Origin of the sequence: Streptococcus sp. HMSC073D05 (assembly GCF_001812015.1) — a bacterium.
GTDB classification, from domain to species: domain Bacteria; phylum Bacillota; class Bacilli; order Lactobacillales; family Streptococcaceae; genus Streptococcus; species Streptococcus parasanguinis_D.
Map to the genome: position 1 here is coordinate 111,515 of NZ_KV807499.1, position 25,801 is coordinate 137,315.

Annotated in this window: 24 protein-coding genes; 3 read left to right on the forward strand and 21 right to left on the reverse strand. The window is 42.9% G+C overall.

Annotated elements, in window-relative coordinates; all coding sequences use genetic code 11:
• Window positions 1-320: 320 nt before the first annotated feature.
• The 4 genes from HMPREF2832_RS08045 to HMPREF2832_RS08060 all read right to left on the reverse strand — a co-directional run bounded on the left by HMPREF2832_RS08045 (window position 321) and on the right by HMPREF2832_RS08060 (window position 5,527).
• Window positions 321-1,001, reverse strand: a complete 681-nt coding sequence (locus tag HMPREF2832_RS08045) for a YoaK family protein (protein WP_070506353.1) — start codon at window positions 999-1,001, stop codon at window positions 321-323.
• Window positions 1,002-1,194: 193 nt separating this feature from the next.
• The gene (gene udk / locus HMPREF2832_RS08050; RefSeq protein ID WP_003014641.1) at window positions 1,195-1,833 is read right to left on the reverse strand and encodes a uridine kinase; all 639 of its coding nucleotides are present in this window, start codon (window positions 1,831-1,833) and stop codon (window positions 1,195-1,197) included.
• A gap of 648 nt (window positions 1,834-2,481) precedes the next feature.
• Window positions 2,482-4,893 carry a flavocytochrome c gene (locus tag HMPREF2832_RS08055; protein ID WP_070506358.1) on the reverse strand — a complete coding sequence of 804 codons (2,412 nt, stop codon included), beginning with the start codon at window positions 4,891-4,893 and terminating at the stop codon, window positions 2,482-2,484.
• 25 nt (window positions 4,894-4,918) lie between these two features.
• Entirely contained in the window at window positions 4,919-5,527 is a 609-nt protein-coding gene (locus tag HMPREF2832_RS08060; RefSeq protein ID WP_070506362.1) for an NADPH-dependent FMN reductase, read from the reverse strand.
• A 231-nt stretch (window positions 5,528-5,758) separates the two neighbouring features.
• Between HMPREF2832_RS08060 and HMPREF2832_RS08065 the strand changes: the two genes are divergently transcribed.
• Together HMPREF2832_RS08065 and HMPREF2832_RS08070 are read left to right on the forward strand one after the other, a co-directional pair.
• Entirely contained in the window at window positions 5,759-6,958 is a 1,200-nt protein-coding gene (locus tag HMPREF2832_RS08065; RefSeq protein WP_070506367.1) for an L-lactate MFS transporter, read from the forward strand.
• A 74-nt stretch (window positions 6,959-7,032) separates the two neighbouring features.
• Window positions 7,033-7,911, forward strand: coding sequence for an AraC family transcriptional regulator (locus HMPREF2832_RS08070; protein WP_070506372.1), 879 nt, complete (start codon window positions 7,033-7,035; stop codon window positions 7,909-7,911).
• Between the two features lie 266 nt (window positions 7,912-8,177).
• Here HMPREF2832_RS08070 and HMPREF2832_RS08075 read toward each other — a convergent pair whose 3' ends face one another.
• The 10 genes from HMPREF2832_RS08075 to yghU all read right to left on the reverse strand — a co-directional run bounded on the left by HMPREF2832_RS08075 (window position 8,178) and on the right by yghU (window position 17,964).
• Complete coding sequence (locus HMPREF2832_RS08075; protein ID WP_070506376.1) at window positions 8,178-9,290, reverse strand: hypothetical protein; 1,113 nt, start codon at window positions 9,288-9,290, stop codon at window positions 8,178-8,180.
• A gap of 121 nt (window positions 9,291-9,411) precedes the next feature.
• Window positions 9,412-10,524 (reverse strand): hypothetical protein, encoded by a 1,113-nt coding sequence (locus tag HMPREF2832_RS08080; RefSeq protein ID WP_070506382.1) that lies wholly within the window; start codon window positions 10,522-10,524, stop codon window positions 9,412-9,414.
• Window positions 10,525-10,650: 126 nt separating this feature from the next.
• Entirely contained in the window at window positions 10,651-11,697 is a 1,047-nt protein-coding gene (gene rfbB, locus HMPREF2832_RS08085; protein ID WP_070506387.1) for a dTDP-glucose 4,6-dehydratase, read from the reverse strand.
• 191 nt (window positions 11,698-11,888) lie between these two features.
• On the reverse strand, window positions 11,889-12,482 hold the full coding sequence (locus HMPREF2832_RS08090) for a dTDP-4-dehydrorhamnose 3,5-epimerase family protein (RefSeq protein WP_003007862.1): 594 nt from the start codon (window positions 12,480-12,482) through the stop codon (window positions 11,889-11,891).
• The gene (gene rfbA / locus HMPREF2832_RS08095; RefSeq protein ID WP_049488821.1) at window positions 12,482-13,351 is read right to left on the reverse strand and encodes a glucose-1-phosphate thymidylyltransferase RfbA; all 870 of its coding nucleotides are present in this window, start codon (window positions 13,349-13,351) and stop codon (window positions 12,482-12,484) included. The genes HMPREF2832_RS08090 and rfbA overlap by 1 nt, the downstream gene beginning before the upstream one ends.
• A 92-nt stretch (window positions 13,352-13,443) precedes the next feature.
• Window positions 13,444-14,268, reverse strand: a complete 825-nt coding sequence (locus tag HMPREF2832_RS08100; protein ID WP_070506393.1) for a ZIP family metal transporter — start codon at window positions 14,266-14,268, stop codon at window positions 13,444-13,446.
• 224 nt (window positions 14,269-14,492) lie between these two features.
• Entirely contained in the window at window positions 14,493-15,608 is a 1,116-nt protein-coding gene (locus tag HMPREF2832_RS08105; protein ID WP_070506398.1) for an NAD(P)/FAD-dependent oxidoreductase, read from the reverse strand.
• A gap of 9 nt (window positions 15,609-15,617) precedes the next feature.
• Window positions 15,618-16,415, reverse strand: a complete 798-nt coding sequence (locus HMPREF2832_RS08110; protein ID WP_070506403.1) for a Nif3-like dinuclear metal center hexameric protein — start codon at window positions 16,413-16,415, stop codon at window positions 15,618-15,620.
• Complete coding sequence (locus tag HMPREF2832_RS08115; RefSeq protein ID WP_070506408.1) at window positions 16,402-17,091, reverse strand: tRNA (adenine(22)-N(1))-methyltransferase; 690 nt, start codon at window positions 17,089-17,091, stop codon at window positions 16,402-16,404. Before HMPREF2832_RS08115 ends, HMPREF2832_RS08110 begins: the two co-directional genes overlap by 14 nt.
• Before the next feature lie 81 nt (window positions 17,092-17,172).
• Complete coding sequence (gene yghU / locus HMPREF2832_RS08120; protein ID WP_070506414.1) at window positions 17,173-17,964, reverse strand: glutathione-dependent disulfide-bond oxidoreductase; 792 nt, start codon at window positions 17,962-17,964, stop codon at window positions 17,173-17,175.
• Between the two features lie 136 nt (window positions 17,965-18,100).
• Here yghU and add point away from each other — a divergent pair, with 136 nt between their 5' ends.
• Window positions 18,101-19,144 carry an adenosine deaminase gene (gene add / locus HMPREF2832_RS08125; protein WP_070506420.1) on the forward strand — a complete coding sequence of 348 codons (1,044 nt, stop codon included), beginning with the start codon at window positions 18,101-18,103 and terminating at the stop codon, window positions 19,142-19,144.
• 18 nt (window positions 19,145-19,162) lie between these two features.
• Here add and HMPREF2832_RS08130 read toward each other — a convergent pair whose 3' ends face one another.
• The 7 genes from HMPREF2832_RS08130 to recJ all read right to left on the reverse strand — a co-directional run bounded on the left by HMPREF2832_RS08130 (window position 19,163) and on the right by recJ (window position 25,593).
• Window positions 19,163-20,350 carry a glycerophosphodiester phosphodiesterase family protein gene (locus HMPREF2832_RS08130; RefSeq protein ID WP_070506425.1) on the reverse strand — a complete coding sequence of 396 codons (1,188 nt, stop codon included), beginning with the start codon at window positions 20,348-20,350 and terminating at the stop codon, window positions 19,163-19,165.
• Between the two features lie 18 nt (window positions 20,351-20,368).
• A complete protein-coding gene (locus HMPREF2832_RS08135; protein WP_070506429.1) occupies window positions 20,369-21,052 on the reverse strand; it encodes a DnaD domain-containing protein in 684 nt (227 codons plus the stop codon).
• 9 nt (window positions 21,053-21,061) lie between these two features.
• Window positions 21,062-22,006 carry a homoserine O-acetyltransferase MetA gene (metA, locus tag HMPREF2832_RS08140; protein WP_070506434.1) on the reverse strand — a complete coding sequence of 315 codons (945 nt, stop codon included), beginning with the start codon at window positions 22,004-22,006 and terminating at the stop codon, window positions 21,062-21,064.
• Between the two features lie 101 nt (window positions 22,007-22,107).
• The gene (locus tag HMPREF2832_RS08145) at window positions 22,108-22,620 is read right to left on the reverse strand and encodes an adenine phosphoribosyltransferase (protein ID WP_003007878.1); all 513 of its coding nucleotides are present in this window, start codon (window positions 22,618-22,620) and stop codon (window positions 22,108-22,110) included.
• A gap of 156 nt (window positions 22,621-22,776) precedes the next feature.
• Complete coding sequence (locus HMPREF2832_RS08150; protein ID WP_148131358.1) at window positions 22,777-23,178, reverse strand: TipC family immunity protein; 402 nt, start codon at window positions 23,176-23,178, stop codon at window positions 22,777-22,779.
• A complete protein-coding gene (locus HMPREF2832_RS08155) occupies window positions 23,165-23,371 on the reverse strand; it encodes a TipC family immunity protein (protein ID WP_070506438.1) in 207 nt (68 codons plus the stop codon). Before HMPREF2832_RS08155 ends, HMPREF2832_RS08150 begins: the two co-directional genes overlap by 14 nt.
• Window positions 23,368-25,593 carry a single-stranded-DNA-specific exonuclease RecJ gene (gene recJ, locus HMPREF2832_RS08160; RefSeq protein WP_070506443.1) on the reverse strand — a complete coding sequence of 742 codons (2,226 nt, stop codon included), beginning with the start codon at window positions 25,591-25,593 and terminating at the stop codon, window positions 23,368-23,370. The genes HMPREF2832_RS08155 and recJ overlap by 4 nt, the downstream gene beginning before the upstream one ends.
• Window positions 25,594-25,801: the final 208 nt, after the last annotated feature.

Here is a 25,801-nt window from a genome sequence, read left to right on the forward strand (position 1 = left end):
TCAACCACTGCGTCTTGCTCGACAATCCAAAGATAATGGAGAGGCTAGGACTTTTGTCCCAGCCTCTGGAATATAGATAAACTAATTTTTAGTAAAATAACTTAAGCGATTCTGCAAAGAGATAAAATCGAGGTCTCATTAATTTAAATTGATAAAGAATATACTAAACTTTCCGCTGTGAGAAAAGTGCCTGAAGCTTAACTGCTTCAGGCACACGGAATTATTGAGACCTTAGGATCAATAATTAGTCATGGAACTTCTTAAAAGAAGTTCGCTGACGTCCGCACTCACCTAAGGAAAGTTTTTTATGATACCTTTATCTATTCATGCAGCCGATTGAAGTGAAAGACTTCAAAATATTGAATGGCCCGGTAGATTAAAAAGATGGTTAAGATGATGGCCACCAGCCAAATCGTCTTTAATCCATAAAACTGGATCAAGTAGGTCGAAAAAATGGCCCCACAGACGAAACTCCCGATCAAGCAGGTCATAAAGATGGCTTCCCAGAGGAATTTCATCTCCTTTTCTCTGACAAAATTTCCATAAGCCACCATGGTTTTCTTGAGATTTCCGGTCATGAAGGAATGATTATAAGCGTAGCCATCCACTTCTCCAAAAGAAGTCGCAACGATTCCTAAACTCAAGCCAAAAAAAGGCACGATGAAGACATTTTTTACCGATGCTGGCAAAAATCCCGTCACCAAGGTCGTGAGGATAAAGGGCACCAAGGTACTGAGGCGCCAGACTGAATTGTCAATCAAACGCCGCAAAACCGTCATCAAAAAGATTCCCAGCATAAAGGCCAACATGGTCGCTAACTTTACTTCTACATCTGAGATCTGCTGGCCAATCAAACCAACCGATAGAAAGACCACATTTCCCGTCTGGCCTGCCGCCAAGGTCCCACCCCGACAAATAAAAGTATAAGCATCTGAAAAACCAGCACACATGGTCAATAAACAAGCGAACGCCTTGGTCCGCGAATGAAACTCCCTTTTCATTTCCACTCTCCCTAGGAAAAAGAGGGAGTGGTACAGAATGTTAAAAACCATTTCTCGTACCACCCCCGCAACATTGATTGAGAACTCTTTCGAGCTTTTAGGCGAATGACGAGTCTCACCAACTACTGCGATATTCCGTAATTCCAACTATTGTTATTGGATTGGAGATCGATTTCCCTCTTTCTCCCTATTTTTATTTTCCTTCACGCGCTCCGTTGAGGATTTTTTCAATCTTGGTTGTGATCAAGTCAATCGCAACTGTGTTGGTCACGCCCTCAGGAATGATCACGTCCGCATAACGCTTGGTTGGCTCGATGAACTGGTGATACATCGGTTTTACTACACCAAGGTATTGCTCAATGACACTATCAAGACTCCGGCCACGCTCCTCCATATCGCGCTTGATCCGGCGAATAATCCGCACATCATCATCCGTATCAACGAAAATCTTGATGTCCATCAAGTCCCGAAGACGCTTGTCTTCAAGAACTAAGATTCCTTCCACGATGAAAACATCTTGTGGTTCCTGACGATAGGTCTTGCTGCTGCGCGTATGTTCCGCATAGTCATAAGTTGGGATATCCACCGGACGACCCTCCAAGAGTTCATTGATCTGCGCAATCATCAAGTCCGTATCAAAGGCAAAAGGATGGTCATAGTTGGTCTTGATCCGCTCCTCAAAGGTCAAATGACTCTGGTCCTTGTAATAAGAATCATGCTCAATCATGGCAATCTTTTCATTCGGGAAATTAGCCAAAATGGCACGAGACACACTGGTCTTTCCACCACCAGAACCACCAGTAACACCAATAATAATAGGTCTATTTTGCATTTTCTACTCCATTACTTGTAGTCGCCTGAGAAACAATAGACATCTCAGACACATCTTATCCATTTTACCATATTTTTGTCTAGACATGAATAGTTTTTCAGTAAGAAGTTTGGAAACAAAAACTCTAAGCAGCCTCAGCCTGCTAACTCATGAAAGAAAAGAAAGTGTGGTTTAAAATAAAGGTGAACAATAGAATTCCGCGGTCATTAATAGGGCTTTGCCCTAGTTCATATGAAAGTGCCGGCATTAAAAAACCCTCACACCTCACACCAAGAATACGACAAAGAAAAAGTGCTAGGACTGAGGCGACAGTTCTAACACCAAAATTTTTAAAAATTTCAATTACAGTATCGTACAAGAAGAGTATTTTTTGCGCTCTTTTTGATGTTTTTTTCAAATAAAAAGTCACCGAATTTGGTGACTTCATTAGGAGATTATGATGAAAAAAGTTTTAGGATTTCATTAAATGAAGGTTACTCAATGAAAATCGAAATCAGACTAGGCAGAGCGACGCAAACATAACTAAAGTTAGGTAAGTCGAATTTAACGAAGTATGGTGAGATTTTCGAAGAGTAATAAGAGATCTTCATTTAATGATGACAAGATACATGAACAGACTTAAAGTTAGCTAAGATTTTAAATCCACCACTAACAATTTTCTTTAACAGCTGTTTGACCTGCAATCCGTCCAAAAGTAAAGATATCCGTAAGCGAATTTCCTCCTAGACGGTTACCTGCGTGAAGTCCTCCTGCAACTTCTCCGGCAGCATACAAACCAGGAATAATCTGACCTTTTTCATTCAAAACATGTGTTGAAGTATCAATCTTGAGACCACCCATTGTATGGTGAACAGCTGGTTTTCTTGGTGTTGCGTAGAACGGTGCGACCTCACACTTGAGATCAAAACTACCCTTGTTAAATTCAGGGTCAAATCCCGCATCCACATAAGAATTGTACTTTTTGATTGTATCTGCTAAAACCTGTGGATCCATGCCAATCTGAACAGCCAACTCTTCTATCGTATCTGCACGGTATAGAGTGCCTGCTTTGACTTGGGCATCGATTTTTTCTTGGCTAGTATTATAGGCTGTTGCCTTGATGCGATCATCTGCAATCAAGTAGAACAAGCCTCCATTATCAATCGCTGCTTGAGATAGCTTGTCTCGGCTACCGTACTCATCTACAAATCGTTTCCCTTCAGTATTTACCATGATGAAATTAGCTGGAGGAACTTGAAGTCCTGAGAAGAGAGCACCTGTCACTGGATCAGATACCGGCATCATTTGACTAAAGCCCATCCCCACTAGATCTGCACCTACACTTTGACCTAAGAGGATTCCATCCCCTGTTACAGCTGGTGTATTAGAGGTAGCAATATCATCCGCAATTTCGGTCCAGTAGGTATTGTATTTTTGTAGCATCTTAGTATTGGCACCAAATCCTCCAGAAGCTAAAACAACAGCATCTGCATGAACGAGGATGGTTTGACCGTTTCGGCCTTCTGCTCTAACACCCTTGACAGTCCCTTCTTCTACAAGCAATTCTTTAACTGGAGAGTCCGTCAAGATCTTGCCACCATTTTCTAGAACATATTTTTGTAGAACTGAGATAAAGGCATAACCCATGGGTTGAACCGGCTTATGACCACGACGCCAAAGAGCTCCAACTGGCATTGTGACTTCACTACGAACAAATTCAACACCGATGTCTTCCAACCAGCGAACAGACTCAAGGGCTCGTTCGGTCAATACAGAAACTAAATCATATTGACCATGAATTTCATGTCCTTGTAAATCTTTTCGTTTTCCACCGATATAGGTTTGGATACGGTAAAGTAAAGTAGAGTCAAACAAATAGCTAGGGTCCTGCAAATACTGCTCAACCTCAACTTTCAAGGCTCTAAAGTCTTCTAAATATTCTGGGTCAATCGTTGATTCATCTATCGCAATCAATTCTTGAAGAGTGTTTGCCTCACCTGGATGAGCTTCGAAGGTTCTTTGCCATACTGGATCTGGTGCGTTCATTGGACCACCCGCACGAACGGTATTTCCTCCAATTGCTGGGAATTTCTCTACAACAATTGGCTTCTTACCAGCTTGTAATACTGCAGCAGCTGCAGCTAAACCGGCTCCTCCACCTCCGACAATGACAACGTCGGCCTGATAAGTTTTATCTTCTTTATCTAGGGCAGATGGTGCTTTGGAACGTTTCCGTAAAACATCTGGATTTGCACCGGCTTGTTTGACCGCACGTGCAACTCCGTCCAAGACACCATTTGAAGTTACAGAAGCACCTGACACCGCATCAACATTTAAAGTTTGTCCCTCAATGATTTCTGCTGGAATACGAGTGAAAACAACATCTGCGATTCCTGAAGATTCTCCAGAAGAATCAATTTCAATTTTTTCAATACGGTCCTCAGAAACTGTGACGTCCATTGGCAATTTACCATTATGACCTTCAGTTGTAACGTGATAAGTTCCTGGCTCAAATCGAATTTCTTCAGGAAGATTTAGTTGGTTTGCAACAGATACAAAGCGAAGGAAACGATAGAAACAACTATCTAAGAAATCGATAGTTCGCTCATCAACCAAATCCCCATTTGCATCAAATGCTCGATGAGCTCGGCCAAGTAAGAATTCACTTCCTGGCATAACTGTTGCATTTACACCAGGTGCATCCAAAATCTGACGAAGATGAAGTTGGGCACGTGAAGAACCTTGAACATCATAAGAAGCCCCTACAATCATGGTTGGTTTTCCATCTAGTGGATGGATGTTAAAAGACAACCACTCGATCAAGCTATTCAAACTTGATGGAATCGTATGATTGTGTTCAGGTGTCGAAATAATCACACCGTCTGCTTCCGAAATCGCTTGGTTAAACTTCTGAATAACAGGTGTAACTGTTTGATCATCGGTTTCATTGAACATCGGTACATCGGTAATTTCTAAAATCTCAATATCCGCTTTGGTTGCAAAATGTCTTTGCATAAATTGCAACAAACTACGGTTATAAGATTGTTTGGCATTGGTACCAACAATAGCTACTAATTTCATGGATTGTACTCCTTTCTTGAGACGCTTATGCTTTCAACCATTCTTCCCAGATGAATGATTTCTTACGGTTTGTATCTTCTGGTTTGACCAATGCTTTTGTTAGTTCAACAAAATTTTGGAACTCTGAAAAATGTTCTTCCAACTCTGCAACTTTTTCAGGATTGTTCAAATGATTGTCATCATCCAATACTTGTTCAGAATGACCTAGGAGAAATTCTGTCCCTGGCATCACTCTTGCTTTCAGTTCAGGCGCATCAAGAATCTGACGCAAGTGCGCTTGGGCTCTAGATGTTCCAAGCAATCCAAGAGAAGCTCCGACAATCATCGTTGGTTTGTTAATCAAAGCGCGACTAGTGTAGGCAATCCATTCCAAAGCTGAAGCCAGAGGTGCCGGTATGGTGTGGTCATACTCAGGTGTTGAGATAATCACACCATCTGCAGCAAGGATTTTTTCTGAAAAAGCTTGAACTTCGGCAGGTGCTAGCTTATCCTCAGGTTCGTTAAATGCTGGCAATTGTTTGATTTCCAATACCTCAATGTCAGCTTTATCTGAAAAATGTTTTTGCATAAATTTTAAGAGTTTCCGATTGGTTGAGCGGTCAGAATTTGTTCCAACGATAGCAACTAGTTTCATCTTGCTACCCCCTTTATTTGTTTGATTTCATATCTTTAATATCATTATACAACTTTGGCCTTTCTTGTGAATCAATAGCCCTAAAAGATTGTGTTATCCTATCAGTTTATCTTAGTTTAGTATAACTTAGTGAAAAAAATAACAATATTTTTTGAGAAAGTATTGACCCTCATTTTTAACTATGTTATAGTCTTTGTGAAAATATGTATTAAGTTAGTGGAGGTTTTTCTTATGAAAGAGACATTCAATCGTTGGCAAGTTTTAGCTGCATCAACTGCTATTCTCCTCTGTACAGGGGCAGTCTATTCTTTTTCCGTTTTCGCTGGGCCTCTAAGTTCTTCAACAGGCTGGTCAATGTTCGAAATCATGCTCGCATTTGCAATTAACTCAGCAATCGGACCTATCCCCATGATTCTCGGAGGTTATTTGGTAGACAAGGGATATGTAAAATGGACAATTGCCCTTGGTGCACTTCTCTTTGCTAGCGGTTTTTACCTGACTGGTTATGCTAGTTCACCAGCCATGCTTTATCTGACCTATGGGTTGATGGCAGGTCTCGGTCAAGGATTTGCCTATTCAGGAGCCCTCTCAAATTCACTTCGTCTCTTCCCTGATAAACGTGGCTTAGCTTCTGGGATTCTAACAGGAGGTATGGGGTTTGCTGCAGTTATCGCGTCACCAGTTGCAAGTAGTCTCATTCAAAAACAAGATGCCTTCTTTGCTTTTCGAACAATTGGACTGGTCTATATTGTTGTTATTATCTGTGGAATTTTCTTCATTAAGGCAGCCCCAAGTGGTTACCAACCTACAGATTGGAAAGCTCCAGTACAAACTAAACAAGTACCTGCTAATAAAAACTGGAAAGAAATGCTACAAAGTCCGCTATTTTACATTATTATCAGCATGTTCTTTGTCGGTGCTTTCTCTGGTTTAATGATTGCCTCTCAGGCATCCCCAATTGGTCAATCAATGTTTGGCCTTTCAGCTGGAACAGCAGCTCTCTATGTTTCTCTTTATTCAATCGCGAACTCTAGTGGTCGCTTTATCTGGGGATCACTCTCTGATAAAATTGGTCGTTCTCAGACTTTATTGATTATCTATTCAGTCATCGTATTGGCACTCTTCTCTTTAACAATTATCCCTGGACAACTTGGTTTCACTCTAGGAATCCTCGGACTTGGTATCTGCTTCGGTGGTGTTATGGGAGTCTTCCCTTCCATTGTCATGGAGAACTACGGACCTACAAATCAGGGGGTCAACTACGGCATCGTCTTTACAGGATATTCTTTAGCTGCATTTTTTGCACCTAAAGTTGCGGTTCAAATGGCAGCAGCCAACAATGGAAATTACAGTGCTGCATTCTACGTCGCTATCGCTTTAGCAGTTGTTGGGCTCCTTCTCAACCTTCTATATATGAAGAAGAAAGGCTAAAAAAGAGAACTTCCTATATAAGGAAGTTTTTTTGATATAATAAAACTAGAAATAGTTTATCGGGAGGATTTATCATGGCTCAATATTCACGACATTTACGAGATAACCCATCTGATTTCCCCTACGATTTTGAAAAACAAATCTTATCTAAGCAATCAGCTGATACCATTTATCATTGGCATCCTGAACTTGAGATAATCTATGTCAAAAAAGGAACTGCTACCTTGTATATCAATTCTGAGCACTTTGAAAGTCATGAAGGCGATATTTTTCTGATTCAGCCAACATCTCCTCATGCTATCTACGCTATTGAAAATCAAGAACAAATTTCTACAGTTTTTCGCATCCATCTAGATTTCCTAGGTAGGAATCAAATAGACAGTTTTAGCCAACGCTATATTCAACCAATATACTCTGGACATTTTTATCTCACTCCTCGGATTTCGCCAGACGATCATGCTTATGAACCAATTCGCGATTGTCTTTTTTCTCTCTTTTCTATCCTTGAAGAACAGAGTATTTACTACGACCTCCTATTAAAGTCTAAACTCTATGAATTTTTCTATCTTCTCTTTAAGCACAGGTATGTCAATCGACACTATACAGATGATACGTATCAAAAATATCAGAAATTAAAAGAAATGATTGGTTATCTTGAGCATCACTATGCAGAGCCCATTCAAATTGATCATCTTGCTACAACATTTGGATATAGCAAAAATCACTTTATGAATATATTCAAACAACACACTGGGACAAGCTGTATGGATTATCTGATACGAATGCGTTTAGAGAAGGCTTGTGAAAAGCTCGTTCAAACCAATCAAAGTGTTCAAGAAATAGCAAGCCAGGTCGGCTTTACTAACCTCTCAAACTTCAATCGACAATTCAAACAGCATTTTCACTTGACTCCTAGACAATATCGAAACCAACAACTCAAAAAAGAATCCTAACCATATCTCTCCTTAGAATCTTACTTGGGAAACTTTTCTTTCTCAAATAAAAAGGACCTTGCAGTCCTTTCAGACTGAAGAAAAGTCCATTTTGGACAATTTTCTTCAGTCTTTTTTAAAAATAGAGAAAGTAAAAACTCTTAAGAATAGCGCTACACCAGCATTCCTAAGAGCTTTCATTATATGGTATCCAACCTACAAAATGGCAATGTTTCTATTGCTGGTAGGGTTTGTCTACGTTCTAAAAGGACCTTACGGTCCTTTCATTATTTCACTTTTTCTAATTTTGCAGCAAATTCATTCCCACCATGTAAGACGAGTATATTCTTTCCACCGTTGACAGGTACGAAACAATAATTTGAATTAGCTTGTATATAGACTTCCTTAGCACTCTTCACTTGATAGCCTTGTGATTTCACCGCTTCTTGAATTACTTCAAATGTGTGTTCGATCTCTTCTTTAGAAGTCGTGTCTCCATCATACTTTTCTGAATCAGCTAGAGAATAGAATGCGTAAGCCTTGCTATCGTAATACTTATCACTAATAATTCCGTGATCTGAAATCTGAACAGTTGTATTATCTCCTTCTGTCACATTCTTCCATTTTCCAATCATGGCCTTTGGTGTTTCAACCTTATGATAGACCAAATTATCTTCAAAGTTTCCTTTGTATGATTTATAAGTTTTCAAGTCGAATAAATCATTTCTTAAAATAATATTGCTTCCGTCTTTTTGGAGCAAGTTATAGCGTGTGTTCCCACCAGACTTAATAACAACTATTTCTGTCGTATTCAGGTTAAATTTCTTATCGACATCCGCAAGTGAATGCAAGTCAGTTGCATTCAACAAAGAAAGTGCTGTATTAAATTCTTTTTTCGCTTCATTGCCCTTGAGAACCTTTTTGATGGTCTCATCGCCATTGACTCTTTGTTTCTTTCCGCTTAGTTCATAAGTGACCGGACTTGAATCCGTATCTCGCAACCAAACGCCATCTACACTTGGTCCACCTAAAAAGAAAAAGAACCAAGCAAAAGCAATCACTGCGACAAGTCCTCCAACTGCACCCCCAATCTGTGCTTGTTTATTGAAAGAAAATGTCAATTTTTTCGGTCTTGGAACAGGTTGCAAGGTTTTCGCAGATGGTTGTGGTTGGACAAAAGCAGTCTGCTCTTGTGAAATAGGTGCGCTAGGTGCAACAGGTGCTTCTTGAGCAGGAGCCTGCGCTTCAGTTGCTGGAGCTGGTGCCTCAGTTGTTGGAGTCGGCGCTTCTGTTCGCTCTACGACAAACTCCCCTTTTTCACGCGCTTCTTGAAATTCTTGCATACTTGGCTTGCGACCATTGACCGCTTCAAAGTATTCTACCCAATCTTTTTGATTCATAATATCCCCCTAAAAAATAATTTTCCTAAAAACTAGTCATAGTATACCACAAATCAGGGAGTTCAGAACATTTTTTAGGAAATTCATAATTAAAAACTAAAAGGACCTTTTGGTCCTTTGATTATTTCACTTTTTCCACCATCGACTTAAAATTATAGTCTTTATCTAGAACAATAACCTTCTTTCCTCCATCGACAGGCACAATGTAGGAATTAGTATAAGCCTCTTTATATACCTCCCTAGCACTATTCACTGTGTAGCCTTGATTTTTAATTTCTTTTTGAACCTGTTTAAACTCAGTATTTATTTTATCATCCGAAGAATGAGAATTTCCACTCTTATCATTGATACGATCAGTATCTACAAGTGGATAAATGGCAGTGACATCAGTATTAGATGCGCCATTTTTCGTTATTTGAAAAACTAAATGATCATCATTATTAGTCACATTTTTCCATTTTCCAACCAAAACATCAGGGTATTCAATTTTTTGGAAAACGGCTCTTTTCTTAAATTCTGACAAATTGGATTTATAATATGCTAGATCATCCAAATCATCAGAGAATATGACATTTGTCCCATTAGACTGAAGCAAATTATAAAGTGCTAAACCGTCTGTTTTAAAAATGACCACTTCTTTGGTCTTCAAATGAAACTTTTTATCCACATCTGCTAGCGTCTGTATATTCGGTAAGTTTAATGCCGAAAGTTTCTGAACAAATTCCTTTTCAGCTTCTTTTCCTTCGATGATTTTTTTGATCGGAAGAGTTGTATTGACTTTCTTTGTCTTTCCATTTAGTTCATAAACCACAGGCATCGAATCCGTGTTGCTCAACCAAATTCCATTCAGACTTTGTGTCCCTGTAAAGAAAAAGATCCAAACAAGAGTGATTGCTGTAACAATAGCGACGACTGCAAGACCGAATTTGGTTGGTTTATTAAAACTCAATTTCGGTCCTTTCTGCCCTGGAACAGGTTGCAAGGTTTTCGCCGATGGTTGCGGTGGGACAAAAGCTGTAAACTCTTGTGAAAAAGGTGCGCTAGGTGCAACAGCCACTTCCTGTGTAGGAGCCTGCTCTTGGCTTGCTGGAGCTGGTGTTACTGGTGTAGGAGCAGGCACATCTTTTTGTTCCATGACAAACTCCCCTTTTTCACGCGCTTCCTGAAATTCTTGCATAGTCGGTTTGCGACCATTGATCGCTTCAAAGTATTCAACCCAATCTCTTTGATTCATTTTAACTTCCTCTTTTGATTCAGTATAGAAACTACTCTTATTATACCATAAATCAATTCCCTATTTAGTGACTTTTTTAGAAAAGCAAGAAAAAGCCCAAGCGGTTTCCCACTTGGACTAACATCATTATTTCAAAACTTTTTGTGTTTTCGCGTAGTTGGCTTCGACAGCTTCTTTTTCAGCTTTCCACCAGTCTTGGTGGTCTGTATACCACTTGATGGTGTCTTCCAAACCTGCTTCGAAGTTTGTGAATTGTGGTTCCCAACCCAATTCTTCACGTAATTTTGTTGAATCGATGGCGTAACGCAAATCGTGACCAGCACGGTCTGTTACACGGTCGTAAGCATCTTTTGGTTGACCCATTTTTTCAAGGATGAGTTCAAGCACTTCCTTATTGTTCTTTTCACCGTCAGCACCGATCAAGTAGGTTTCACCGATACGGCCCTTAGTGAGGATAGCCCAAATACCAGTTGAGTGGTCATTAGTGTGGATCCAGTCACGGACGTTCTTTCCTTCACCATAAAGTTTTGGCTTGATGCCAGACAAGATATTGGTGATTTGACGTGGGATGAACTTCTCGATGTGTTGGTATGGTCCATAGTTGTTTGAGCAGTTTGAAATCGTTGCTTTGACACCGAAGGAACGGACCCAAGCCTTCACGATCAAGTCTGAAGCAGCCTTGGTTGATGAATAAGGGGATGATGGGTTGTATTTGGTTTCAGCAGTGAATTTTTCACCAGGACCTTCCCCATGTCCAGGAAGATCCTCACGCAATGGAAGGTCTCCATACACCTCGTCTGTTGACACGTGGTGGAAACGAATATCGTACTTACGAGCCGCTTCCAAGAGTGTATAAGTTCCAACAAAGTTTGTGTAGATAAATGGAGATGGATCTTTGAGAGAGTTATCATTGTGGCTTTCAGCTGCATAGTGGACAATGGCATCAGCCTTAGCAGCCAATTTATCAACTAATGCAGCATCTGCGATATCTCCCACAACCAATTCAACACGATCCCCAAGGATTTCTTCAATATTGGCACGGTTACCAGCGTAAGTGAGTTTGTCAAGGACAGTCACATGTACATCTGGATGGTTGTTGTAGACATAGTGTACGAAGTTTGAACCGATGAAACCAGCGCCACCGGTTACGATGATGTTTTTATATTCAGTCATTTTTTCTCCAAATAGTTTTTAGTTTTGATTGTTCCTTTAGCTAGTGAGGGACGCCAGCACCCCTTCGGTTTCATGGCTAAATCCGAAGCCGTAGTCTCCGGATTCCCCTACAAGATTCCCTACGGCAATCTTGTTTCCACTAGGACAGGAACGATCCTACCAGGCTCCTTGCAGCTATGCAAGGCTCATTTTTACAAATCTTCTGCTTTAAGGGGTTTAACGTCTTTGAGCAGTGGGTGATTTTTGTCTGCTTCTGAGACTTCTGCTTCTTCCAAGTTTTCCCACTGGATGTCTAGGCTTGGGTCTGCGTAATTAACAAATGCATATTTTGGCTTGAGCTCCAATGCCCAGTAGTCATTGACTAAGTAGGTATAAGCCACTTTATCCGTCAAAACTTGGAATCCATTGGCAACACCACGAGGGACAAAGATTCCTTTAGAAGCATCAATCACAGTTTGGTAAGTGTTCCCAAAGGTCTCACCTTCACGAAGGTCTACCCAAGTACCGAGAACCTTTCCTTCATCTGCTACAGAGATGTACTTGTCCCAGGGTTCTGCATGCAAGCCACGCAATACATTCTTACGAGAGAATGAAATGTTATTTTGCAACTTGCCTTCCGCAAAGAAGCTTTCTGGAAAACCAAGAGGAAGCATCTTCTCTTTTTGGAAGTTTTCCTTGAACCAACCACGGTTGTCTCCACGAACTGGAATATCAAACTCCATCAAACCTGGGATCGCTTCAATCTTGCGGGCTGCTAATTCTTTCTCGAAAAATTGTTCTGTCATTAAGCTTCTCCAATCAAACGGAGCAAGTATTGTCCGTATTCGTTTTTCTTCAGTGATTGCGCTAATTCATGGACTTGTTCTTTGTTGATATAACCCATGCGATAGGCGATTTCTTCAAGGTTGGCTACTTGGACGTTTTGCAAGCGTTGAACCGTCTCGATATATTGAGAAGCCTGCAAGAGACTTTCATGAGTTCCTGTATCCAACCAAGCAAAGCCACGGCCCATGAGCTCAACAGAGAGATCTCCACGCTCCAAATAGGCCTTGTTGACATCGGTGATTTCAAGCTCTCCACGAGGACTTGGTTTGATGTTTTTGGCAATCTCTACCACATCATTGTCATAGAAGTAAAGACCAGTCACCGCAAAGTTTGATTTCGGATGTTCTGGTTTTTCTTCGATAGAGATGGCGTTCATATCCGCATCAAACTCTACCACACCAAAACGTTCTGGATCTTTGACTTGGTAACCAAAGACAGTCGCGCCTTTTTCTTTCGCTTCCGCCCGTTGCAACATGGCTGTCAAGCCATTTCCATGAAAAATATTGTCCCCAAGAACGAGGGCAACATGATCATCCCCAATAAATTCTTCTCCAATGATGAAGGCTTGCGCCAAGCCATCTGGGCTTGGTTGCTCTGCATAAGAGAGGGAAATTCCTAGTTCAGAACCATCTCCAAGAAGCTCTTCAAAACGAGGAAGATCCTGCGGAGTTGAGATGATTAAGATTTCTTTGATCCCTGCCAACATAAGGGTTGACAGTGGATAGTAGATCATTGGTTTGTCATAAATGGGCATCAACTGTTTGGAAGCCGCACGAGTCAAAGGATACAAACGAGTACCTGAGCCACCAGCTAAAATAATACCTTTCATAATGTTAGGCCTTTCTACGTAGTCATTACCCTTATTTTATCATGTTTATATAAAAAAGTCACCTTGTTTCCATGCTACAAGGTGAGGACACTTTATCCAAGAGCGACATCTAAGATCATCATAATCACAAAGCCAACCATGAGGCCGAGGGTCGCAACGTCCGTGTTGCCATTGGTCTGCGAATCTGGGATCAACTCTTCAACCACTACGAAGATCATCGCACCTGCCGCAAAAGAGAGGGCATACGGCAAAATGGCCGTCATAGATAGGACTGCTACTGCTCCTAGCAGGGCTCCTACTGGCTCCACGATAGCTGACATAGATCCCCAATAAAAGGCATTGAGACGAGATTTCCCATCCGTCCGAATCGGGATCGAAAGGGCAGCCCCTTCTGGGATATTTTGCAAACCAATCCCAATAGCTAGGCCAACCGCCCCGATAAAGGCTTCTGGACTAGGATTACTCGCGAGGGCTCCGAAGGCCACTCCGACTGCCAAGCCCTCTGGGAAATTGTGGATGGTAATGGCTAAGAAAAGAAGGGTCGTTTTCGACAACTTCTTCTCTCTCGGCGTATGGATGCTCTCGGCCTCTTCAATCTCCTTACTCATATGAAGGTGAGGGACGATAGCGTCGATCAAGCGGAGGAAAAATCCTCCAGCTAGAAAACCAACGGCCGCTGGCAACCAAGCCAAACTTCCATAGGAGTTTTCCGCATACTCAATAGACGGTTGCAAGAGCGACCAAAACGATGCCGCAATCATGACCCCTGCCGCAAAGCCCATCATGATGTCCAGTAATTTTCGACTAATATGCTTGAAGAAAAAGACGATGGCGGACCCGACAATGGTACAGCCCCATGTAAACAATCCTGCGAGAAAGGCCTGTAAGACCACGGATTGTGATTGAAACCAATTCATAACAACTCCCATTTTCTTGTTAATTCACTTGTTCTATTCTACTATTTTTGTCCGAATGAAGGAAGGTCTTTCGAAAAAAAGAGAGTGGGACAAAAGTCCTAGCCTCTCAATTATTTTTGGATTATCGAGCAAGACGCAGTGCTTGAGTGGGCTCTACTACGCTGATTTCATCAGCTTTTACAGCCCTACTCAACTGTGCGGAGGCGGGACAAAGAAATCGAATTCTAACGAATTACCGATTTCTGTCCCCCTCTCTTCTTCACGTATTGTTCAACTGGATAATCTGCTGGATCTAGGCGCAAGTCTCCCACTGTCACTAGTTGGGCCAGATGCCAACCAATGAGGGGACCTGTTGTGAGGCCAGATGAACCGAGACCACTTGCAACATAAAGGCCTGCTTGATCAGGAACAGCTCCCCAAAATGGTGAAAAGTCACTGGTGTAGGCCCGGGTTCCCACGCGCTCCCTGATAACTTCGGCTTGAGCTAGTTTTGGATAGTAGGTCAAGGCTTCTTCTTCCATTTGATTGAGTAAAGCTTGATCCACCGACAGGTCAAAGCCCATCTCATTCTCATGAGTAGCTCCCATACTGATCTTGCCTTGCTGGAAGGGAATGATATCCAGCTCTCCTTCTGGCATAACCACAGGATAATTATCCGTATCTAGGTCTAGCTGATAATCCCTCAACTGTCCTTTTTGCGGACGGACATCCACTTGGTAGCCAAGTGGCTCAAGGATTTGCCCCAACCAGGCTCCTGTTGCTAGGATGACTTGGTCATAGCTCTCTCCTGCAATCTGATAGCCATGATCCAAGATTTTGAGAGCAACCTCTTCCTTGATCACTCTTGCGCCACTGGCTTTGAGAAGAGTTTCCGTTAGAAGGGCTCCTTCTACATGGGCCCCACCTGAGGCATAAAGGAGCTGTTCAAAACCTTGCAGACCTGGGAATTGTTGGGCCACTTCTTCTTTGGTTAAAATCGATAAGTCTCCGATTAAGGGAGATTCTTCCCGTCGACTCAGCGCCAACTGATAGAGTTCATCTAATTTCTCTTCCTTTTTCTTAAGGAGATAGACCCCTGTCTGCTGGTAAAAGTCTGTTTCGATTCCGTCTTTGTCCAGGTCCTCTACTAATTCTTGGTAGAAATCAGCTCCTAGCCGAGCCAGACGATACCAGGCCTTGTTTCGCCGCTTGGAAAACCAAGGGCTAATGATCCCAGCCGCTGCCTTGGTTGCTTGGCCAACTCCGTGATCATAGACGGTGACATCCACTTGTGCTTCCTTTGATAAATAATAGGCTGCAGTGGATCCTACGATCCCTGCACCGATAATAGCAACTTTCATGATAACCCCTTAGATATGGTAAAAAGGATTGGTGTTGGCTTGACTGCCCAGCACTTCGATATCCCACGCTTCTTCAGACTTCCACTGATTGAGTTTTTCGACTAGTTTCGACACAAAGAGAACTTCGATATGGTGCCCTGGATCCAAGGCCAAGAGCCCATCGCTCAGCATGTCTTGAGCCGTGTGGTAGTAGATATCTCCTGTGATGTATACCTCAGCCCCCTTAGCGAGAGCATCTTTGTAAAAGGATTGGCCACTTCCGCCACAGATAGCGACGCGCTCAATGACCCGTTCTAAATCCGCCTGGTCATAACCAACCAAGCGCAAAGCATCTAAGCCAAAAGTTTCTTTTACCTTATGAGCCAACTGGCCAAAGGTTTGGGCGCGCACTTGACCGATGCGGCCGATTCCGAGTCCTTCTCCTGTCATACTGAGGGGCTCTGTATTTTCAATTTCTAAAAGTTGGCAGAACCAATCGTTGAGCCCATCTGGGACGATATCAATATTGGTATGGCTGACATAGACCGCAATATCATGCTTGATCAAGTCAATGTAGATCTGATTCTGAGCCCGATCGGCTACCAGATCCTTAATAGGACGAAAAATGGGCGCATGCTTGACGATGATCAAGTCCACCCCATGGGCGATAGCTTCTGCCACCGTCTGCTCCCGGATATCCAAGGCTACCATGACCTTATGGATGTCTTTTTGCAGCGTCCCGACCTGTAAGCCACAGACATCTCCCTCCATGGATAGTTCCTGAGGACAGTAAGCTTCATAGCGTTTGATGACTTCACTTGCTTTCATTTAGGACCTCCTTGATTTGAGCGATACGGTCTTCTAACGATGCTCTGGCGGATTGATTCTCAACTGGGACCTGCTCCAAGGCAAAGGCTAATTTCTCCACTTCCTTGGACCACTTTTGGACAAATGCTGGAGCTTGTTCCCGCATCAAATACGGACCAAAACGCAGTTCCTTAGCTGACAACTCTTGAGAACCCTGTTCCACCACAAGGATCTCATAGAACTTCTCATTTTCTTCCAAGATAGCTTCATCAACAATGAGGAAATCATGGTCTACTAACCAAGCCCGCAGTTCATCCTCCCGATTATTGGGTTGCAAGACCAAGCGGGAGACACCGGCTAATTTCTCAAGTCCTGCTCCTAGGATATCCGCAATCAAGCGCCCGCCCATCCCTGCTATGGTGATGCAAGAAATGTCATCGGACAGTTCAAATGCCGCCAAACCATTGGCTAGACGGACCTCGATTTTGGCATCTAAGCCATTATCTGCCACATTTTGGAGGGCAGACTGGTAGGGTCCCTCAACTACCTCACCCGCAATAGCAGCCTCAATCTTGCCTTCCTGTAAAAGAGCGATTGGGAGATAAGCGTGGTCACTTCCCACATCTAACAGACGCGCTCCAGCTGGGACAAAGCTGGCCACCAAGTCCAATCGATTTGATAATTTTGTAAATTCCATGTGCTTCTTTCTATACTTTTATTCCACCCTTAAGTATACCATGTTTGCAACATTAAAAAAAGGCGCAATGGCGCCTTTTCCTTATGCATCAATTTCTTTATATTCTACTTCCAAGCCACGTTGCACTGCTGGGCGATTAGCAATTTTTTCTGTCCAAGCTTGCAAATGCTTGTATCCCTTCACATCTAGGAAAATTCCAGCACGATCCCAGACCTTGTCTTGGGCTAGACGGCCATACCAAGACCAGATGGCAATATCTGCAATGGTATAGTCCTCCCCTGCGATATAAGGTTTGGTCGCCAATTCCTTGTCCAGTAGGTCCAATTGGCGTTTGGCTTCCATGGCAAAGCGGTTGATGGCATACTCGATTTTTTCAGGAGCGTAGTGGAAGAAATGGCCAAAGCCTCCCCCTAAGAAAGGTGCAGCCCCTGTCTGCCAGAAGAGCCAGTTAAGCACTTCGGTCCGTTTAGCAGGATCTGTCGGAATCAATTGTCCAAATTTCTCTGCTAGATACAAGAGAATATTGGCTGATTCAAAGACCCGAATGGCTTGGTCACCTGATTGATCCAACATGGCTGGTATTTTCGAGTTTGGATTGATGGCTACAAAGTCACTGCCGAATTGATCCCCATCACCAATCTTGATGCGATAAGCGTCATAGCCCGCATCTACACCCAACTCTTTTAGTTCTTCCAGCATAATGGTCACCTTGATCCCATTTGGGGTTGGAAGGGTATAGAGTTGGAAAGGCTGGTCGCCTTTTGGAAGGCTTTGTTCAAAGCGGGCTCCTGCTCTTGGTTGGTTCAAACCTCCCCAAGCTCCTCCCATTTGACTCGGCGCTTCCCATACTTCTGGTAATTGATAGTCTGACATCTTTCTTCTCCTTTATTTCGCTACTCCTAGCATATCAAATCCAGGTGCTAGTTTCAAAAATCTGCTACGCTAGCTTTACTTGACTTTTCTGGTCAAAATGATAGTATAGAAAAAATACAATTTTAAGGAGAAAACCATGTCCATGATCGATTTTCATAGTTTGGCAAAGACGGAACTCCACTGTCACTTAGACGGTTCCTTGTCTCTTCCGACTATTCGTCAATTGGCAGCCCTGGCCAATATTGACCTCCCTGCTAGCGATGAAGAGCTCAAACACCATGTCACTGCCCCTGCCCACTGTGAGAATCTCTTGGACTATTTGGAGGCCTTTGATTATATTCGTCCCCTCCTTCAAACCAAGGAAGCCTTGACGCTTGCGGCTTACGATGTGACCAAGCAAGCTGCTCTGGAAAATGTCGTCTACATCGAGGTCCGCTTTGCACCAGAATTGTCCATGGACCAAGGACTCACTGTCCCAGAAACCATCAATGCTGTCTGCGATGGTCTGCGCCAAGCCCAGAATGAATTTGGCATTGTTGCAAAAGCCTTAGTCTGTGGCATGCGCCAGTCAGATCAAGAACTCACATCTCGCATTCTTGCAGAAGCCAACCAAGTTAGCGATCAAGATTTTGTTGGTTTTGACTTTGCCGGAGATGAGCACAACTACTCTCCAGAAGATATTCGACCTTTAATTGAGCAAGTCAAGAGTTACCATCGGCCCATGACGCTTCATGCAGGTGAGTGTCATTGCCCACACTTTGTTGCCCAATCGATCGCTTTTAGCATCAAACGTAATGGCCACGTGACAGCACTATCTCATGAACCAGCCTTACTCCAATCCTTTATTGACAATGGGGTCACCGGTGAGCTCTGCTTGACCAGCAACCTCCAAACAAAAGCAGCACCAACTATAGAAGATTTCCCTTATCTGAAGATGAAGACAGCCGATGCTCGGATCAGTATCAATACCGATAACCGGACAGTGTCTGATACCGACCTCACCAAGGAATACGCCCTCTACCATCAACATTTCCAAACCAAGGAAGCTGACTTTTACCAGCACAATGTCGATGCCATCCAAGCTTCCTTTGCTAGTGACGAGGAAAAACAAGCACTCCTGACCAAACTAGAAGAAGCTTATGCAGACTATTTAAAAAACGAAAAAACTAGCACCTTATGAAAGGGCTAGTTTTCTGTTTTATTTTGATACGGATTCATACACAGCCATATCCTCTGGGGTCAATAAGCCAGTGTAAAAGCCATCAACATTGATTGCTGCATACTTGGTTAAGTTCTCATAGGTTTGTATGGTATGAACATAGACCCGTTTTCCAAGCTGATGTACCTGTTCGATAAACTTAGGGGTTAATCGAGAATCATCGATAGGTATAGTTAGTGCTTCAATTTCCTTGTGCTTGGAAATAAAATCCAGTACCTCTTCTGCACTATCTGGTGAGGCATACAAGGTATAAATGACATGTTTGAAAGGATAAATCGCTTCAATTTCTCCAAACATATCCTGATGATAAATTTGTGGAATCACACGATCCAATAGTTCTTTGTCCCGCTTATTTGCTTCTGAAACAAGTTCTTTAAATTGTGTGATCCTATCTTCCTTAGGGATTTCCATTGATTTGGTATCGGTAATTAACACCATATCCCGATTGATCAGCATTTGATCCAAGACATCTCCTATCAACATCGTTGTGAAACGACTTGGTGTTTCTGGAGAACCATAAGCCTTAAATTTTTTCCATTCTTCCGAAGAAAGAGCAATACCATCTTTGTTTCCATAATGGTGCCAATCGTGGACTGCAGCCAATTTCTTGTCACTAGTCAAATTAAAATCCATTTCAAACAAGCGATGGCCGAGGTTGTAGTTTTGCCTTAAAGCCTCTAAGGAGTTGGTATACTTCGTATTGTACTCCTTCCCCCGAACTGTTCCTCCGGCGTGGGCTACCAATCTCGGAGAAACCTTTAGCCAATCTTTCTTACTAACCTTGGTGTAATGCACAAAGCCATATTGGTCAGATAGCTGGCCATTGGTCAAGTTTTCAAGCGTTTCCTTATCCACATAGGTTTTCTCCCAGAAAGTTGTCTCTTGATGAGCCTTAAAACGATAGTGATTCTTATCAAATACTTTTATTTTTGCATTCCACTGGATGTCAATGGTCACATTGGCCTCTTTTTTGCGAAAGCCTGTCTTCGTTTTAGTATAACCAGCCTCTACCAGACTCTCCTCTACTGGGTACAAGCCCGAAGCTAATAGGTTGGTTCGTACGTAGTAAAAGCTGACCACGCCAAACAATAAAAACAATCCGACCACTAACATAGTCGGATATAGACATCTAAATCGTCTGGGTCTTTTATTGTCTCCCCGTTTCATTTGATCAATTGTCTCCTCTCAATCCTTCCATAAATCCATGGCTTTCAAGAAATCGTCTGATACGGTCACATTGCGTGGATTGGCCTGTTCACGCTCTTGCAGTTTGGCCTCAACTTGGGGCAGACTGTTGATACCTTCACTGCGCCAATTTCGCAAAATGGCTTGGATATATTTCCAGTGAGGCTTGCCGTTAAAGACGGCTTCTCGTAGCGCTGCCTTGATCACATCTGGATCTGTCTGATCCTCGCGCACGGTCTTGGTCAGGTCTTCAATCTCAAAAGGTGTCAAAAGTCGTCCCAGTTCTTGTTGGAAGGTTTCCACCAAGTCCTTGATGACATTTCCCTTAGCAGGCGCACTCTGTGCCTTCCCTTGTGTTTGAGCCTCTAAAATCTCATCTAAGCGTTCCAGGGCAATGGTCGCATCAAAGATGGCTTCAATCTCGCCATTGAGCTCAATGGTCCGATATTGAAGAAGTCCCTTGGTGGTCAAATTGGACATAATCCGATTGACCTCTGTCACCGTTTTTCCCAGATGACTAGCAATCTGATTAGGAGTCAAGGTCTCTTGACCGGTCGTATTTTGAAGGAAGAAAAACTGCCAAACCAAGTAGTCATCTGCTTGGTCAAACAATTCATGATAATGAAAAAGCAAGGCACTTGGAAGAACCAAGTTGCCATACTTAAATGCTTGTGAATATGTCATAATTCCCCTTTATAGGTAACCATAAAATGAAATATCTTTTTCCAATTCTTCCAAGCGGTAAGGTGTTTCTTGATAAACCGCATAGTTGATCCAATTACTAAAGAAGGTTGTCGCAGCTAGATTCCAGCGAATGCGAGGCTCTGTACTGGCATCATCCCCATCAAAGTAATTCTTAGGAACATCCGGATCCAAACCTGCCTTGACATCTCGGCGGTATTCTTTTGCCAGCGTATCGCGATCATACTCCAGATGGCCAAAGCTATACACCTCACGCATGTCTGGACTGGCAATGATGGAAAGCCCAACTTCATTTCCTTGCGCGATCACTTGAAGGTTGCTCTTTTCAAGGACTTCCTTCAAAGGAATATCCGTATAGCGAGAATGAGGAGCAAGGAAGCGATCATCAAAGCCTCTCATAAGAAGACTATCGGGACGCACCACTGCTTGATCATAGATACCAGATAGCTTATCACAGAGCTCAACTTTTTGAATCCCGTAACGGTGGTAGAGACCAGCCTGAGCTCCCCAACAGAGGTGCAAGGTGGAAAAAACATGACGCTTGGCCCATTCAAAGACTTGAGTCAACTCATCCCAGTAGTCCACTTCTTCAAAGTCCATCTTTTCGACAGGCGCGCCTGTCACAATCAAACCATCATAGTAATTATCCTTGATATCCTCAAAGGTCTTGTAGAAGCTCTCCAAATGTTCTGCCGCTGTATTCTTGGACTCATGGCTCGCCATATAGAGGAACTCCACATTGATCTGCAAGGGCGTGTTGGCAAGGAGGCGTAAGAGCTGGGTTTCTGTTGCAACCTTGGTCGGCATCAGATTAAGAATAAGAACATTCATGGGCCGAATATCCTGATGAGTCGCCCGAACATCATCCATGACAAAAATATTTTCTGAACGAAGGATATCGACTGCTGGTAATTTTTTATCTAGAGTAATTGGCATAAAAAGCTCCCATCTTACAAGTTCTTAACTAACATTATATGATAGGAGCTTATAGTTTTCAATTATGGTTTTTCTGTAGCCAGTTATAGTATTAGACTATATTAGTAATGCATCAAGACTTTGTAGTCGTAATCGCCGATCGCTTCGCGACCTTTCAATTCATCCAACTCGATCAAGAAGGCACAACCTGCAACGACCCCACCGAGTTTTTCGATCATTTCGATGGTTGCTTTAACTGTACCACCTGTCGCCAAGAGGTCATCAACGATGAGGACACGTTGGCCAGGTTTAATGGCATCCGCATGCATGCAGAGGGTATCGACACCGTATTCTTTTTCGTAGTCAGCAGAGATGACTTCGCGTGGCAACTTACCAGGCTTCCGAACAGGTGCAAATCCAATTCCCAATTCAAAAGCGACTGGACATCCAACGATGAACCCACGAGCTTCAGGACCGACGATCATATCAATCTTCTTATCGGTTGCGTATTGAACGATTTCACGAATCGCATAACTATAAGCATTGCCATCTGCCATCAAAGGGCTGATATCACGGAAGGTAATTCCTTCTTGTGGATAGTTTTCAATGCTTGCAATGTAATCTTTTAAATTCATGGTTAACTTTCTTTCATAAAAAAATTTTACATTCCATTATACCATGAATTCTACTAACTTGCATCATTTTTGCCAAATCATTTTCCCAAACACCTGTAGCAAAAGCAAAAATCCCACATCCGAAAAATGATGTGGGATTAGATTCCAAAAAAATTACTACTCTTCTATCAATTTGTTGTACTCGATTTTCATATCTCCCAAGTTTTTCAGGGAATAACGGGAACTTCCGTTTTTAAACCAAGTGCCAAGGATGTATTGCTCGGCGACTTTCTTACTTTGGTTTTTCAACCAAGTGCGGTCTTTACCGTAGGTAGAAAGTTTCTGTAGAAAATCACTACCTTCAACTGTTTGATCATCCGCATAAAGATATGCTTCTTCTTGGATCAATGCTCTTTTTTTAGAATTGTATTTGAACATCAGACGAACCGATACATTTTCTTTTAACTGATATTTATACCTATAAACCCATTCGGAACTGTCTCGAAACATCATGACGGATAGATCTTCTTGTCCCCCCAACGATTTCATCTGAATAAGGATAAGTTTAAAATCCTTCATCTTCCTTCCAGATGCGATCACTACCGATTGACTCTGTAAAGGGCTTAAACATCACATAGCGAATCAGCCCACCATTTTCAGAGTAGTTAATTTCTTCCATGGGATTTTTGAGACTTAAATAGATTCCCAACCAATAAAGAGCAAAAAGTAGGATGGGGGTGAGCCAGAGAAACTGTTTTAGGTGTTTTTTCATAAGGCCTGTCCTGTTAGATAGTCATAGATTTCACGAACCGTTCCAAGGGCCATCAATTCCTGCTCTTTCACTGTTTGTTTGAGTTTTTGGTAAATGCTACTTTCTGCGATTTCCCGTTTTTCTGCTTCTTTATTGACCTTCATGATGCCATTTTCAATGGTCACAAAGCCCAGCTCTTGGAAGATCTGGATCATTTTGACCAAGAGGATCTGCTGGATCTTGAGATAGGCTGCTAGGTCTTTCAGTTTGTAGCGGACATCGAACTCTGGGTATTGGTAGATGGTCTTATAGAGCTTGGCATACTGGTCCCTGCTCCCGTACCCTGTCAGATAGTAGGCTTTGGGGATCTCATTTTTGAAATAAACGGCCTGGAAATCATGCTTTTGAAAAATTTGCCGTAAGGACTCTATATCCTCAGGGATATTTCCAACTACAACAGCGGAAGCATCCGCTAGATCTGGCAGTTCTTGGGTAAAGTCAAGAATAGGAACACCTGCGGGGAGACTAGCATTTTTGGAGCGGATATTAAAGAGTTGCATACCATCCACACGCGCATCAACCAGCATGAGCTGAAGGGTTGTTTGGCCATTCCATTGGTTGACTGACAACTGCACAGCTAGCTCTAGGTCTTGCGCCTGTGCAAACTCTGCCTCTAAGCTTCCTAAGCCAAAGGCAACCACCTCGAAGGTCGCATCTTCTTGAGAAATTTTGAGTTTCAAATGGGTATTGCCGGCTCCCATCGAGCGCGCCCCTTCTACCTTGAAATTACGGACCAGAAAGACTGGCTTTTTATTGTCCATGCCAAAAGGGCTCAAGCGATCAAAGTTTTTCAAGGTCTCAAGCGTTAGTTCTGTTAGGTGTAGTTCCTCGTCAATGGCTAAGCTAGACTTGCTGCTGAGATCTATCTCTTGCTCTCTAATGTAATCCGTAAGGGCCTGAGACAGAGCAGGAAGTTGGTCCACCTCGAGCGTCATCCCTGCTGCACCGGCATGTCCTCCAAAGGCGACAAAGAGCGACCGGTGGGGATCGAGGGCATCAAAGATATTGACCGACTCAGGACTGCGAGCACTTCCTTTAGCCCGTCCATCTTCGATACTTAAAACAACAACCGGCTGATGAAGCTCTTCTAATAGACGGCCGGCGACAATGCCAAGCACTCCCGGATTCCAGCCTTCTTTGGCCAAGACCTGGGCGGACAAGCTCGGATCTACCATGGTTTTGGCTTCATCATAGATGCTTTGGACAATTTCTTTACGTTCTTCATTCTTCTGATGAATCATAAGGGCAATCTCGTGTGCCTCTTCATCGTCAAAACCAGTCAGTAGTTCAATAGCTGGATTAGGGTCATCGAGGCGGCCAAGGGCATTGAGACGAGGAGCAATCTGAAAGCCAATTGTTTCTTCATTAACATCTTCCGGACGAATCCCTGCGATCTCCAAAAGCTCCTGCAAGCCCATCCTCTGGGTATGTTGGAGAACACCCAGACCGTATTTGACCAGGATCCGATTCTCATCTGTCAGGCTTACCATATCTGCAATGGTTCCAATCGCGACTAAATCTAAGAGATCAACCGGCACTTCTTCTAAGAGGGCACAGGCCAACTTAAAAGCCACGCCACAACCTGCCAGATAATGGAAGGGATAATCCGCATCTGGATGCTCGGGATGAATGATCGCATAAGCATCCGGCAAGACTTCCGGCATAGAGTGGTGGTCCGTCACGATAACATCAACTCCCATCGCTTGAGCCATGGCAATGGCTTGATCGCCCGCCACACCATTGTCCACCGTAACAATCAGGGAAATGCCTTGCTGCTCGATAAAGTATTTGTAGACACTCTCGTTGGGACCATAGCCGTCTGTGAAGCGGTTGGGTAGGTAGACTTGCACCTCTGCTCCCATCTGCTCCAAGGTTTCCTTCATAATGGAGGCCGAGGTCATCCCATCCGCGTCATAGTCACCATAGATGAGGATCTGCTCGTAGTCTTCGATGGCCCGTCGGATGCGCTCCACCGCTTTCTCCATATCATGGAGCAAATAAGGGTCGTGAAGCTTCTCCAGCTTGGGCTCTAAAAAGTCTTCTAAATCCTCTTTGGTCTGAATGCCACGCTCATACAGCAAGGTTGCTACGGATGATTCTAGGCCTGCTTTTTTAGCAATGGCTAAAAAGGCCTCATCTGCACTTGGCGAAGCTAACTGCCAATCGTATTTTGAAGTGATCATCTAGCTTTTGGTCTCCTCTTTTTCTTATCTGATTATTATATCATGAAAGCCGAAAATGACGGGAAATAAAGGGTCAGGCAATAGTTGGAATATTTGAAAAAACAAATTATTTAAAAATAGTTGCTATCGTATTACTTAGCTCTATCCCTATTACCCCTTTTGTCAGTCAAAAAGATAAGAGGCTGGGACAAAAGTCCTAGCCTCTCAA

Excerpts from the sequence above, each read along its gene's own strand:
- HMPREF2832_RS08075 (WP_070506376.1), bottom strand. The coding sequence starts at position 9,290 with ATGAATCAAAAAGATTGGGTAGAATACTTTGAAGCGGTCAATGGTCGC.
- HMPREF2832_RS08150 (WP_148131358.1), bottom strand. The coding sequence starts at position 23,178 with ATGAAGGATTTTAAACTTATCCTTATTCAGATGAAATCGTTGGGGGGA.
- HMPREF2832_RS08145 (WP_003007878.1), bottom strand. The coding sequence starts at position 22,620 with ATGAATTTAAAAGATTACATTGCAAGCATTGAAAACTATCCACAAGAA.
- HMPREF2832_RS08065 (WP_070506367.1), top strand. The coding sequence starts at position 5,759 with ATGAAAGAGACATTCAATCGTTGGCAAGTTTTAGCTGCATCAACTGCT.
- HMPREF2832_RS08100 (WP_070506393.1), bottom strand. The coding sequence starts at position 14,268 with ATGAATTGGTTTCAATCACAATCCGTGGTCTTACAGGCCTTTCTCGCA.
- HMPREF2832_RS08135 (WP_070506429.1), bottom strand. The coding sequence starts at position 21,052 with ATGACATATTCACAAGCATTTAAGTATGGCAACTTGGTTCTTCCAAGT.
- yghU (WP_070506414.1), bottom strand. The coding sequence starts at position 17,964 with ATGTCAGACTATCAATTACCAGAAGTATGGGAAGCGCCGAGTCAAATG.
- HMPREF2832_RS08115 (WP_070506408.1), bottom strand. The coding sequence starts at position 17,091 with ATGGAATTTACAAAATTATCAAATCGATTGGACTTGGTGGCCAGCTTT.
- HMPREF2832_RS08110 (WP_070506403.1), bottom strand. The coding sequence starts at position 16,415 with ATGAAAGCAAGTGAAGTCATCAAACGCTATGAAGCTTACTGTCCTCAG.
- rfbA (WP_049488821.1), bottom strand. The coding sequence starts at position 13,351 with ATGAAAGGTATTATTTTAGCTGGTGGCTCAGGTACTCGTTTGTATCCT.
- recJ (WP_070506443.1), bottom strand. The coding sequence starts at position 25,593 with ATGATCACTTCAAAATACGATTGGCAGTTAGCTTCGCCAAGTGCAGAT.
- rfbB (WP_070506387.1), bottom strand. The coding sequence starts at position 11,697 with ATGACTGAATATAAAAACATCATCGTAACCGGTGGCGCTGGTTTCATC.
- metA (WP_070506434.1), bottom strand. The coding sequence starts at position 22,006 with ATGCCAATTACTCTAGATAAAAAATTACCAGCAGTCGATATCCTTCGT.
- HMPREF2832_RS08130 (WP_070506425.1), bottom strand. The coding sequence starts at position 20,350 with ATGAAACGGGGAGACAATAAAAGACCCAGACGATTTAGATGTCTATAT.
- HMPREF2832_RS08090 (WP_003007862.1), bottom strand. The coding sequence starts at position 12,482 with ATGACAGAACAATTTTTCGAGAAAGAATTAGCAGCCCGCAAGATTGAA.
- HMPREF2832_RS08045 (WP_070506353.1), bottom strand. The coding sequence starts at position 1,001 with ATGAAAAGGGAGTTTCATTCGCGGACCAAGGCGTTCGCTTGTTTATTG.
- udk (WP_003014641.1), bottom strand. The coding sequence starts at position 1,833 with ATGCAAAATAGACCTATTATTATTGGTGTTACTGGTGGTTCTGGTGGT.
- HMPREF2832_RS08105 (WP_070506398.1), bottom strand. The coding sequence starts at position 15,608 with ATGAAAGTTGCTATTATCGGTGCAGGGATCGTAGGATCCACTGCAGCC.
- HMPREF2832_RS08080 (WP_070506382.1), bottom strand. The coding sequence starts at position 10,524 with ATGAATCAAAGAGATTGGGTTGAATACTTTGAAGCGATCAATGGTCGC.
- HMPREF2832_RS08055 (WP_070506358.1), bottom strand. The coding sequence starts at position 4,893 with ATGAAATTAGTAGCTATTGTTGGTACCAATGCCAAACAATCTTATAAC.
- HMPREF2832_RS08070 (WP_070506372.1), top strand. The coding sequence starts at position 7,033 with ATGGCTCAATATTCACGACATTTACGAGATAACCCATCTGATTTCCCC.
- add (WP_070506420.1), top strand. The coding sequence starts at position 18,101 with ATGTCCATGATCGATTTTCATAGTTTGGCAAAGACGGAACTCCACTGT.
- HMPREF2832_RS08060 (WP_070506362.1), bottom strand. The coding sequence starts at position 5,527 with ATGAAACTAGTTGCTATCGTTGGAACAAATTCTGACCGCTCAACCAAT.
- HMPREF2832_RS08155 (WP_070506438.1), bottom strand. The coding sequence starts at position 23,371 with ATGAAAAAACACCTAAAACAGTTTCTCTGGCTCACCCCCATCCTACTT.